Raw genomic sequence first — 11,697 nt, forward strand, 5'->3', positions numbered from 1 at the left:
GCGGGCGGAACGTTCTTCGATCGCGATGGGCATTACCTGACCTCCTCGGGTCGTCGGGTGCGTTCGGAAAGGGCCGGGTCGAGGCGGGCCGCGGCGGAACGGGTCGGGGCGGAACGGGTCGGGGCGAGCGGAGCCGTCGCGACGGGGATCGGCGCGGATCCGTCGAACAGGCCCCAGCCGAACGGCTCCTCGTCCACGTCGAAGGGGTCGTCGAACACCGGCGGTTCGGCGCTGCGCTCGGACACGACCGCCCACGTGAGCACGCCGCCGGGGACCGCGCGCACCCGGACCGTGGCGACCGGGGCGAGGCAGCCGTCCGGTTGGACGAGGAACCCGCGCGCGTGCGGGTGGAGCCGCAGCGAGCGCAGGCCGGGCAGGGCGGGCCCGGCGCGGTGTCCGCCCGTCCGTTCCCGGAGCAGGACGTCGATCGCCTTGTACGCGGACTCTTTGGCCGAGAACGCGGCCAGCAGCCGCCGGGCGTCCGCACCGGGACGGTCGGTGCCCAGCCACTCGCGGTCCTCGCGGTTCAGCACCAGATGGGCGGCGGACGGCGGCAGGCCGTTCAGCTCCAGGTCCACGCCGACCGCGCGGTACCGGTCGCGGTGCGCCGCGACGGCGACCGCCAGCCCGGCGGAGTGGCTGATCGAGCCGACGTACCGGTCCGGCAGCCGGGGCGGCCCGCCCGTCCCGGACAGGCCCGGGACGACGACGCCCGCCCCGGCCAGCGCCGAGCGCAGCGCCCGTCGGCCGGCCAGGAACTCGGCCGCGCGGTGCGGCGCCATCGCGGCCGCCGTGCGTCTCTCCACGTAAGGTGGTCGGCCCGGATCCTCGGTGACGGACGCGACACGGAACTCCAGCCCGTCCTCGGCCGGCCCGGACCGGCCGGTCGCCAGGGCCCTCAGTACGTGGACGGCCCGTGCCGGTCGGGAGCGGCCGCGGGTCGGAACGGTCCTGGTCCGGATCGGTACGGGCATCGGACACCGCCTTTCGCTGTGGGCGGCCCTCGTACCGCCTTCGGGAGCGAAAGAGGCCGGCCGGACCGCGATGCAATCCCGCCGCCGGGCGCGAACGGCCGACGGAACACCGCCCGGTGGCCCGCGAAACCGCCCGGCGGTGCGTGGGATTGCCTCGCCCGTCGGGCGCCTCTTCCGGAAGGACACACCCGTCCGGCCCGACGGTCCCGCACGCGTTGACCCGGTCGGAGGCCCAGGACCCGTATCGACGTCACTTGTGAGGCATGCCATGACCACAGTCGTCCCGATCAGACCGCCCGTCCCGCTCCTGCGGTGGGTGACCCCGAGCGGGATCGAGGTCACCCGCACGGTGGAGGAGGTGGCGCCGGACCGCGCCCTGGCCGCTTTGGAGTCCAGGCTCGACCATCGCCGCGGGCTGCTGCTGTCCGGCCGTTGCCCGCAGCCCGGCCGCTACCGGGTGCACGACCTCGGCTATGCGGATCCCCCGGTCGAACTGGTCGGTCGTGGGCGGCGGTTGGAGCTTCGGGCCCTCAACGACCGTGGGCTGGTGCTGCTTCCGGTGCTGCGGTCGGTCGTCCTGGCGGCCTCGCCGGACGGGGTCGAAGTGACGGCGGACGAGCCGGCGCTGCTGGCGCTGATCGTTCCGGAGCCGCCGGCCGGGCCGTGGTCGGAGGAGGAACGCACCCGACTGCCCTCGGTGTTCACCGTGCTGCGCGCCCTGGTCGCGGCACTGCGCAGCCCGCAGGACCACCTGCTCGGCCTCTACGGAGCGTTCGGCTACGACCTGGTGCGGCAGTTCGACGCGGTCCCCGAACACCAGCCGCGCGATCCGCGCGACCGCGACCTGGTGCTGCACCTGCCCGACGAACTGCTGGAGATCGACCCGGAGCGCGGTGTCGCCCGGGTGCACCGCTACGAGTTCGCCACCGGCGACGCGGACACCCGGGGCCTGTCCCGCGGTACCCCCGCCGCGCGGGCCGTGCCGGGGGCGGCGCCGACCACCGCGCGCGACCACGCACCCGGCGAGTACGCCGAGCTCGTTCGCGCGGCCCGGCACCGCTTCCGGGCCGGAGAGCTCTTCGAGGTGGTGCCCAGCCAGGCGTTCCACCGGCCGCTGCCGGCCGCGCCCTCCGCGGTGTTCCGGCGGCTGCGGCGACTCAACCCGGCGCCGTACGGGCTGCTGGCCAACCTCGGCGAGGCCGAGTTCCTGGTCGGGGCCTCCCCGGAGATGTTCGTCCGGGTCCGTCCGGCGGGCGCGGAGGGCGTCGACGGTGCGGACGACCCGGTGGGCTCGGCGACGGTGGAGTCCTGCCCGATCAGCGGTACCGTCGCCCGGGGCCGGGACGCCCTGGAGGATGCCGCGCGGATCCGCGAACTGCTGGATTCGGCGAAGGAGGAGTCCGAACTGACGATGTGCACGGACGTGGACCGCAACGACAAGGCGCGGGTCTGCGAGCCGGGCAGTGTCCAGGTCCTCAGCCGCCGGACCGTCGAGCTCTACGCCACCCTGATCCACACCGTGGACCACGTTCGCGGCCGGCTGCGCGCCGACCGGGACGCCCTGGACGCCTTCCTCACCCACCTGTGGGCGGTCACCGTGACCGGCGCCCCCAAACGTGCCGCCATGGCGTTCATCGAGCGGCACGAGCGGGCGCCGCGGCGCTGGTACGGCGGTGCGGTGGGACGGATCGGCTTCGACGGCGGCCTGGAGACGGCGCTCACCCTGCGGACCGTCCAGATCCGGGACGGAGTGGCGACCGTCCGGGCCGGGGCGACCCTGCTGTACGACTCCGTGCCCGAGGCGGAGGAGCGGGAGACCGAGCTCAAGGCGATGGCGCTGCTCGACTCGGTGGAGTACGTCGACCCGGCGGACGTCGGTTCGGCGGGCGTCGGGTCGGCGGGCGTCGGTTCGGCGGATGGTGACGGCCGGGAGCCGTCGGCCGGCGCCCCGCGTTCTTCGGCGATCGCACCCGGGGGCGGCCGCCGCCCGCGCGTCCTGCTCGTCGACCACCAGGACTCCTTCGTCCACAGCCTCGCCGACTACCTCCGCCAGGCGGGCGGGGAGGTGTCCACCCACCGCGCCGGCTTCCCGCCGAGGCTGCTCGACGAAGTGCGCCCCGACCTGCTGGTGCTCTCGCCCGGCCCCGGCCGCCCGGTCGACTTCGACATGGACGAGCTGCTGGGCCGGGCCGTCGCCCGCGGCCTGCCGGTGTTCGGGGTCTGCCTCGGACTACAGGGGATCGTCGAGCACTTCGGCGGTTCGCTCGGCACCCTGCCCGCCCCGGTGCACGGCAAGCCGTCCCGGATCGAGCTGGTGAACGGCGGCGGCCGACTGCTCGCCGGGCTGCCGCCGGCCTTCGACGTGGGCCGCTACCACTCGCTGTTCGCCGACACCGAGAGCCTGCCGACGGCGCTGGCGGTGACCGCGCGCACCGAGGACGGCGTGGTCATGGCCGTCGAACACCGCGAACTGCCGATCGCGGCCGTGCAGTTCCACCCGGAGTCGATCATGACCCAGCAGGGCGGCTGCGGACTCGCCGTCATCCGCAACGCGGTGGCGGGACTCCTGCCCGGTACCCCGGTCCCGCGCCGGACGTCCGCCGCCGCCACCGAGATCCCGCAGAAGGAGGCGGTCCGATGACCTTCCACGACCCCACACCCGAGGACGACGACCCGCGCGCGGGCGACGGCACGCCGCCGCGGCGGTCGGGGCAGCTCCCGGTCCCGCTGCCGCGCAGTCTCGCGGACCGGCTGCCGACCGGCTCGGCCCACCGCACCGCCCGGCTCCTGGCTCTGCCCGCCGGCTACCTGGGCCGCTCCGCGCTGCGCACCGGCAAGCGCCTGGTCGGCCGGCCGACCGCCGGGCTGACGGAGCAGATCCAGCGCCGAACCGCCGAGCAACTATTCGCCACACTCGGCGAGTTGAAGGGCGGCGCGATGAAGTTCGGGCAGCTGCTCTCGGTCTTCGAGGCGGCCCTGCCGCCGGAACTCGTCGCCCCCTACCGGGCCGCGCTGACCCGGCTCCAGGACGCGGCCCCGGCCCTGCCCGCCGTTGTCGTCCGCCGGGTGCTGGCCGCCGAGCTCGGCGCCGACTGGCGGAGCTCGTTCCGCGAGTTCGACGAGCAGCCGGCGGCCGCCGCGTCCATCGGCCAGGTGCACCGTGCCGTCTGGCGGGACGGCCGGCCCGTCGCGGTCAAGATCCAGTATCCCGGCGCCCGTGAGGCGCTGCTCGGCGACTACGCTCGACTCTCGCGCCTGATCAGGCTGCTCTCGGTCTTCTCGCCCGCTCTGGAGCTCGGCCCGATGCTCGCCGAACTGCGCGACCGCATCACCGAGGAACTCGACTACCGGCGGGAGGCGGCCAGTCAGCGGGCCTTCGCCGAGGCCTACCGCGACGACCCGGACATTCACGTCCCCGACGTCGTGACCGGAACGGCGAAGGTCCTGGTCACCGACTGGCTGCCGGGCACCCCGCTGGCCCGGCTGATCACCGACGGCACCCAGGACGAGCGGAACGCGGCCGGCCTGCGCTACATCCGCTTCCTGCTCTCCGGCCCCGCCCGCGCCCGGCGGCTGCACGCCGACCCGCACCCGGGCAACTTCCGCGTCCTGACGGACGGGCGGCTCGGCGTCCTCGACTTCGGCGCGGTCAAGGACATGCCCGACGGCTTCCCGCGGCTGCTCGGCACCCTTCAGCGCCACGCCCACGCGGGCGACGACGCCGCGGCGGTCCGCCTCCTGCGCGCGGAAGGCTTCCTGACCGGCGAGGACCCCGCCGACCTGGCCGCCGTGTCGGCCTTCCTCGCCCCGCTCGCCGTGCCCTCCGCCACCCCCACCTACCGCTTCACCCGAGCCTGGCTGCGCGAACAGTTCGAACAGACCGCCGCCCCCGACACCCGCCGCCTCCTCCGCCGCCTCAACCTCCCGCCCGCCTACGTCCTGGTCAACCGGGTGGTCTCGGCGGGCAGCGCGGTGCTGTGCCAACTGGAGTGCGAGGTCCCCTACCGCGCGGAGGCCGCCCGTTGGCTCCCGGGCTTCGTGCCGCCCAACGCCCTGCCGGCGGGGCGTACTTGACGGGACGGCCTGCCTCCCTCGCGCCAACCTCCGGTGCGGGGCGGACGCCGCCTGCTCGATCCTCGTGCCCGAGGCGGTCTTGGCCGGGTAGCCCCCGGCGGTGGCCCCGCCGGGGGCGCCTCCGTACGGGTGGTACCGGCGACGATCGTGTCCGGCCTCGTCGTGGTGCCCCCGTACTGCTGGTTGGCTGTCCGGCGGGGCTCCGATCGAGCGGTTCCCGTGTCGACGGCCTCGGCCACGGGCGGTTCCCGTTCCCTGCGCGTCGCGGGTGAACGGTGAGATCGCCCGTGCCTGGACGGTTACGGAGCTGGAGGTGGCGAGTGGTCACGGGCCGACGTGGGAACGGATCGCCCGGGGCGGATCCGTCTCGGGGGCGGGGCACCAAGGCGGTGCGGGCCGGCGCCAGGAAGCTGCGAAGCGCGGCCCGGACCGTCGGACGGACCTGCGCCGGGGCCGGTGCGGCCGTCGCCGGAATGCTGGGGCGGGTGCCTGCCCCACCCGGGCCGTTCCGTCCGGGGTTCTGGCGCAGCCCGATCCGGGGGCCCTGGCTCACCTCGGTGTTCGGGCTCGTGCTGCTCGTCGGCATGCCGGTGCTCTTCGTGACCGGAGCGCTGTCCTACGCCGCCTACAACCCCGGCCTCGGCCGGCCCAACGACCAGACCCCGGACAAGGGCCTGCTGGGCTTCTACCTCTTCGACTGGCCCACTGATCCGTCCTGGCTGTACCGGCTCACCCAGGGTGTGCACGTGACGCTCGGCGTGACCCTGGTGCCGGTGGTGCTGGCCAAGCTGTGGTCGGTGATCCCGAAGCTCTTCGTGTGGCCGCCCGTTCGCAGTGCCGCGTACGCCCTTGAGCGGCTGTCGCTGCTGATGCTGGTCGGCGGGGTCGTGTTCGAGTTCGTCACCGGGATCCTCAACATCCAACTCCACTACGTCTTCCCGGGATCCTTCTACACGCTGCACTTCTACGGCGCGTGGGTGTTCATCGCCGCCTTCGCCGTGCACGTCGCCCTCAAACTGGGAACCGCGGTCCGTGCCCTGCGGTCGCGGTCGTTGCCGGGGGAGCTGCGGACCGGGCTGCCGGCGACCAGGCCCGAGCCGTCCGACGGCGAGGGCCTGGTGGCGGTCTCGCCGGCCGCACCGACGACGTCCCGGCGCGGCGCGCTCGCGCTGGTGGGAGGGGGCTCCCTCGCCCTGTTCGTGGTGACCGCCGGACAGAGCCTGGGAGGCGGGCTCCGGGCGACCGCACTGCTGGCACCGCACAACCGGGAGCCGGCGAGCGGACCGAACGGCTTCCAGATCAACAAGACCGCTGCCTCCGTGGGCGTCCCACCGGCGGCGGTAGGGCCCGACTGGCGCCTCGAACTCCTCGGCGGCGCGGATCCGGTGATCCTCACCCGCGCGCAGCTGCTGGCCATGCGACAGTCGTCGGCCTGGCTGCCGATCGCCTGCGTGGAGGGCTGGTCGACCCCGGACCAGCTCTGGGGAGGACTGCGGCTGGCGGATCTCGCGGCCCTGGCCGGCCTGCCCGACGCCGCCGGCGTGCTCGTGGACTCGGTGCAACCACCGGGCCCCTACAGCTCCGTGCTGCTACGGGGCAACCAGATCCACGACCCCCGCTCGCTCCTGGCCCTGCGCGTCAACGGAGCCGACCTGTCGCTCGACCACGGCTTTCCGGCCAGGATCATCGTCCCCGCCAACCCCGGTGTGAACAACACCAAGTGGGTCGGCCGACTCACCTTCAGGAGGTGACCGTGGCCGGACTCACCCGCCTCACCCGCTGGTACGGCGCGGGGCCGATGCACCTGCTCGTCCTGCTCGCGTCGTTCGCGCTCGCCGGCTACGCCGTCGAGCGGCTCGTGTCGGACCGGGCCCTCGCGGTGGTGATCTGGTTCGTCGGCGCGGCCCTCGCCCACGACCTGATCCTGCTGCCGCTGTACTCGCTCGCCGACCTCTCCGCGCAGTCCGTCCTGCGCCACCGCCACGAGCGGGCTCGGGCCGTGAACTGGATCAACTACGTGCGGGTGCCGGCCCTCCTGTCCGGGTTGCTGCTGCTCGTCTGGTTCCCGCTGGTCCTCGACCTGTCCGAGCCGTACCCGGGTGCCACCGGGCTCTCGGAGACGGTCTACCTCGGCCGCTGGCTCGCCATCAGCGGAGTCCTGTTCGCCGCGGCGGCCGTCTGCCTCGCCGTCAAGCTGCGTCGCACCGGCCGGGCCCGGCGTTCCACGTCGCGCTGAGCGGCGTTCGTGAATCGTAAGACCGGATTTCGTGGATCGAGGCAGCCCGGTTCCTACCGTGGCCGGGGCGGTCTCCCTGATCGAGAGGTGGAGCACATGACGGTGCGTCGGGAAGTGCCGCGGGCCGAGGTCGGTGTGATCGGCGGCTCGGGGCTGTACGCGTTGCTGGACGAGGTGACCGAGGTGCGCGTCGGCACGCCGTACGGCGCGCCCAGCGACGCGGTGTTCCTCGGCGAGGTGGCCGGACGCCGGGTGGCCTTCCTGCCCCGGCACGGGCGCGGCCACGCCCTGCCGCCGCACCGGATCAACTACCGGGCCAACCTGTGGGCGCTGCGTTCGCTGGGGGTGCGCCAGGTGCTCGGGCCGTGCGCGGTGGGCGGGCTGCGGCCGGAGTACGGGCCGGGCACGCTGATGGTCCCGGACCAGTTCGTGGACCGGACCTCGGGGCGGGTGCAGACCTTCTACGACGGGCTGCCGCTGCCGGACGGCTCGGTGCCCGAGGTGGTGCACGTGTCGATGGCCGACCCGTACTGCCCGGCCGGGCGGAAGGCGGCCCTGGACGCCGCCGCCGGGGCCGCCTGGGAGCCGGTGGACGGCGGCACCCTGGTGGTGATCGAGGGGCCGCGCTTCTCCACCCGCGCCGAGTCCCGCTGGTTCTCCGCCAACGGCTGGTCGGTGGTCGGCATGACCGGTCACCCGGAGGCCGCGCTCGCACGTGAACTCGGGCTCTGCTACACGTCGTTGGCTCTCGTGACCGATCACGACGCGGGCGTCGAGGCCGGTGGCGGCGTCACGCAGGCCGAGGTGCTGAAGGTCTTCGCGGGCAACGTCGACCGGCTGCGCACGGTGCTGTTCAAGGCGATCGGGCTCCTGTCCGTCGACCGGGAGTGCGTCTGCTCGCACGCCCTGGACGGTCTCACGACCGGTCTTCCGGGCGTCCCGGGCGCCTGACCGGCGCGCAGCGGCGGCGCCACCGCCGGGCGGTGCTCACGGATCCCGAACGGCGGTGCCGCCGGTACCCGGTGGCGGAGTGCGGCGGTGGCAGGGTGGGCGCGTGCTCACCCGACGCCCCCTGCCCTGTCTCCTCGCCCTCGCCGCGCTCGCGGCGGCCCTGGCACTGACCGTGACCGTCGGCGGGACGCTCGCCGACCGGGCGTGGCTGTACGGCTGGTACGCCCTCGACGCGGCGCTCTTCGCCCTCGCGCTGCTCCTGCTCCGCGGGGTGGGCGACCGTCACGTGGCGCCGCTCGTGCTGGCCGGGAGCGTCGCCGTCTGCGCGGTGGGGTTGCTGGCGCCACCGCGCACCAGCGACGACGCCTACCGGTACGTGTGGGACGGGCGCGTCCAGGCGGCCGGGACCTCGCCCTACGCGCACGCCCCGGACGATCCGGAGCTCGCCCGGCTGCGCGATACGGGCCTGTTCCCGGTGGGGGACGGCTGCGCGGCGTGGGACGAGCGGCGGACCGTGGACGGCGACTGCACCCGGATCAACCGGCCCGCCGTGCACACCGTCTACCCGCCCGTCGCGCAGGCGTGGTTCCTCGCCGTGCACCCGTTCGGCGGCGGGGTACGGGGCGCGCAGGCCGGCGGGGCACTGCTGGCCGTCGCCACCACCGGCGTCCTGTTGGCCGTCGGGCGGGGCAACCGGCGTGCGGCACTGTGGGGTTGGTGCCCGGGGGTGACGGTGTGGGCGGTCAACGACGCGCACGTCGACACCCTCGGCGTCCTCCTCATGGTGGCCGGGCTGGGCCTCGCGGCCCGCCGGCGGGCCGGTGCCGGCGGCGCCCTGCTCGGCGCGGCGGTCGCGACCAAACTGCTGCCGGCACTCGCGGTGCCCGGGGCGGTGTCCGGGCTGCTGGCCCGGCGTCCTACCAAGGGCGACGTGCTGCTGCTCGCGGCGGCCCTCGGCACGTTCGCGGCCACCTACCTGCCCTACGTCGCCGCCTCCGGGCCCGGCGTCCTGGGGTACCTGCCCGGGTACCTGCGGGAGGAGGGCTACGAGCAGGGGCACCTCGACCGGTTCGGCCTGCTGCGGATCGTCGTCGCCGACCGGTGGGCCCCGTGGGCGGCCGCGATGGTCCTGGCGGCGGTGGCGCTGTGGGTACTGCGCCGCGGTGATCCCGACCGCCCGTGGCGGGGCGCGCTGGTGGTGACCGGGACGGCGCTGCTGGTCATCGCGCCGAGCTACCCCTGGTACGGCCTGTTGGTGGTGGCCCTGGTCGCGCTCGACGGGCGCTGGGAGTGGCTGGCCGTTCCGGCGGCCGGGCAGGTGCTCTACCTCGTCGGCGGGCCGGAGGCCCAGCGCGGCGCGTACGCGGTCGCCCTGGCCTGCGTGCTCGTGGTGCCGGCGGTCCGCAGGCTCCTGCGCGCCGTACCGCCGAGGCCGGCGTGCGGTGCGGAGGAACCGGGGACGACCAGGGTCTGACGGGTCGTTGCCGTCACGAAGGCGGGGGAGAGGATCGCCACCGTCACGCGTGCGGGGCGGCGGACGTCTTGCGCAGGGCGAGGAACCGCCGTCCGTGGGAGGTCCAGCGTTCGGTCTCGGCGAGCCCGGCCCGGCGGGCCCGGCGGGTGATCGCCCCGGCGCCGCACCGGGCCCAGGTGAAGGGAGGGCCGAGGCGGCCGTCGGAGCCCTCGACCCGCACGGTGATCCGCTCGTCGATCTCCCCCGGCTCGACCTCGACCAGCAGGACGCCGTCCGGCGCCAGGAGTTCGGCGCCCCGGCGCAGCAGCAGGTCAGGGTCACCGCCGATGCCCAGGTTGCCGTCCGCGAGCAGAGCGCCGCCCCAGCGGCCCTCGGCGGGCAGCCGGTCGAAGACGGAGCGGCACAGTGCGGGGCCCCCGAGGTGGCGGGTGCGTTCCACGGCGGCACCGGTGACGTCGACTCCGAGCGCCGGGACGCCGAGCGCCAGCAGGGCGGCCACCAGTCGGCCGGGTCCGCAGCCCAGGTCCACCACCGGGGCGTCCAGGCCCGCACAGCGCCGCAGCAGGCTGTGGTCGCCTCCGGCGGCGGGGGCGCACCACCGCTCGACGTCGAGCACGATGCGCGACCCGTCCTCCTGACGCAGCCACAGGGGGCCGCGTCCGGTGCGAACGGCTTCGGCGAACGGGTCGTCGACCCATGCGGTGGCCGGGGCGGTCATCCGGCCGGCTCCGACGCGGTGTCGATCACGCGCAGCCGCGCGGCGAACCCGGTGTGCGGCGCGTCGGCCGCGACGCGGCGGGCGTCCCGGATGGTGTCCACGTCGGTCATCACCGGGAGGCGGACGGTCGTCAGGCCCTCGGCCGTGAGGCGGTCCAGCAGGGCGTCGCCGGTGCGGGGCGTGGACATCGGCACCCCCAGGAGCAGCCGCCGGGCGAGACGCTCGGTGGGCCGGGCCAGACCGAGGGCCCAGAAGCCGCCGTCGGCCGCCGGGCCGTACCAGGCGTCCACGCCGGCGCGGCGCGCGGGGGAGAACGCCTCGGCGAGGACGGCCGTGTCCAGGTGCGGGGTGTCCATCCCGACCAGCAGGGCGGGTGTTCCCGGAGCCGGCCGGGCGGCGTGGGCGAAGGCCGCCGCGAGCCGTTCGTCGAGCCCGCCGCCGGACTGCGGGACGACCTCCCACCCGGGCGGGAGCCAGCGGCCCGCTTCGCCGTCGAGGACGAGCAGCCGTCGGCCGGCCGGCATCCGGCCGAGGGCGGCGAGGGTGTCGGCGAGGGCGGCCCGGGCCAGCGCCGCCGCCTGTTCCGGACTGCAGGGCGGGGTGAGGCGCGTCTTCACCCGCCCCGGCACCGGCGCCTTGGCGATGACCAGCAGGGTGGGCGGCGGTGCGGCCAGGACGGCCCGCATGTCGCGCACGGCCTGCCGGGTGCCGCGTAGCGTCCCGGTCACCTTGGAGTGGCCGGCGCGCGGAAGGTAGTCGACCTCGGTCTCGGCGATCCGCATTCCGGCGGCCGAGGCGGCGAGCACCATTTCGAGTGGGTAGCCGGAGCGGCGGTCTCCCAGCCCGAGGGCGAGCAGCCGCTCGCGGGCGGCGGCCCTCATCGGCCCCAGGTCGTGCAGCGGCGCCCCGGTGAGGCCGCGCAGGCGGCGAGCGAGCACGATGTTGGCGAGCCGGGCGTGCGGCGGCCAGGCCCCGGCACTCGCGGGGCGGCGGCGGCCCAGTACGAGGTCCGCCCTGCCAGCTGCCAAGGGAGCGGTGACACGGGGCAGTTGGGCCGGGTCGAGCGAGCCGTCACAGTCCATGAAGCAGACCAGTTCGGCCGTCGCGGCGAGCAGGCCGGCGTGGCAGGCGGCGCCGAATCCGCGCCGGGGCTCCTCGACGACGGTGGCGCCCAGTGACCTGGCCAGCTCGGCCGAGCCGTCGCGCGAACCGTTGTCCACGACGATCGCGCGCCAGCCGTCCGGGACGCGCCCGAGCACCCACGGCAGGG

General features: G+C 75.3%; 9 protein-coding genes and 1 pseudogene. 6 read left to right on the forward strand and 4 right to left on the reverse strand.

Annotated features, from left to right (window positions below):
- Nucleotides 1-32: 32 nt before the first annotated feature.
- Complete coding sequence (locus J0670_RS15995) at nucleotides 33-806, reverse strand: 4'-phosphopantetheinyl transferase superfamily protein (protein ID WP_207812244.1); 774 nt, start codon at nucleotides 804-806, stop codon at nucleotides 33-35.
- A gap of 436 nt (nucleotides 807-1,242) precedes the next feature.
- Between J0670_RS15995 and J0670_RS16000 the strand changes: the two genes are divergently transcribed.
- The 6 genes from J0670_RS16000 to J0670_RS16025 all read left to right on the forward strand — a co-directional run bounded on the left by J0670_RS16000 (nucleotide 1,243) and on the right by J0670_RS16025 (nucleotide 9,709).
- Entirely contained in the window at nucleotides 1,243-3,615 is a 2,373-nt protein-coding gene (locus J0670_RS16000) for an anthranilate synthase component I (protein WP_207812245.1), read from the forward strand.
- Nucleotides 3,612-5,048, forward strand: a complete 1,437-nt coding sequence (locus J0670_RS39920) for an AarF/ABC1/UbiB kinase family protein (RefSeq protein ID WP_207812246.1) — start codon at nucleotides 3,612-3,614, stop codon at nucleotides 5,046-5,048. The genes J0670_RS16000 and J0670_RS39920 overlap by 4 nt, the downstream gene beginning before the upstream one ends.
- A 473-nt stretch (nucleotides 5,049-5,521) precedes the next feature.
- Complete coding sequence (locus tag J0670_RS16010) at nucleotides 5,522-6,799, forward strand: molybdopterin-dependent oxidoreductase (protein WP_207812247.1); 1,278 nt, start codon at nucleotides 5,522-5,524, stop codon at nucleotides 6,797-6,799.
- Between the two features lie 2 nt (nucleotides 6,800-6,801).
- The gene (locus tag J0670_RS16015) at nucleotides 6,802-7,284 is read left to right on the forward strand and encodes a hypothetical protein (RefSeq protein WP_307806540.1); all 483 of its coding nucleotides are present in this window, start codon (nucleotides 6,802-6,804) and stop codon (nucleotides 7,282-7,284) included.
- A 96-nt stretch (nucleotides 7,285-7,380) separates the two neighbouring features.
- Complete coding sequence (locus J0670_RS16020) at nucleotides 7,381-8,235, forward strand: S-methyl-5'-thioadenosine phosphorylase (RefSeq protein ID WP_207812248.1); 855 nt, start codon at nucleotides 7,381-7,383, stop codon at nucleotides 8,233-8,235.
- Between the two features lie 103 nt (nucleotides 8,236-8,338).
- A complete protein-coding gene (locus J0670_RS16025) occupies nucleotides 8,339-9,709 on the forward strand; it encodes a hypothetical protein (protein ID WP_207812249.1) in 1,371 nt (456 codons plus the stop codon).
- Between the two features lie 43 nt (nucleotides 9,710-9,752).
- Here J0670_RS16025 and J0670_RS16030 read toward each other — a convergent pair whose 3' ends face one another.
- The 3 genes and pseudogenes from J0670_RS16030 to J0670_RS39230 form a co-directional block, all read right to left on the reverse strand.
- A complete protein-coding gene (locus J0670_RS16030) occupies nucleotides 9,753-10,427 on the reverse strand; it encodes a class I SAM-dependent methyltransferase (protein WP_207812250.1) in 675 nt (224 codons plus the stop codon).
- On the reverse strand, nucleotides 10,424-10,951 hold the full coding sequence (locus J0670_RS39225) for a DUF2064 domain-containing protein (RefSeq protein WP_243437082.1): 528 nt from the start codon (nucleotides 10,949-10,951) through the stop codon (nucleotides 10,424-10,426). Before J0670_RS39225 ends, J0670_RS16030 begins: the two co-directional genes overlap by 4 nt.
- A 102-nt stretch (nucleotides 10,952-11,053) precedes the next feature.
- Nucleotides 11,054-11,695 (reverse strand): annotated as a pseudogene (locus tag J0670_RS39230) (glycosyltransferase family 2 protein); the annotation flags it as partial.
- Nucleotides 11,696-11,697 lie beyond the last annotated feature (2 nt).

The organism is Streptomyces sp. FH025, from assembly GCF_017427025.1.
In the GTDB taxonomy this organism is placed as follows: Bacteria; Actinomycetota; Actinomycetes; order Streptomycetales; family Streptomycetaceae; genus Kitasatospora.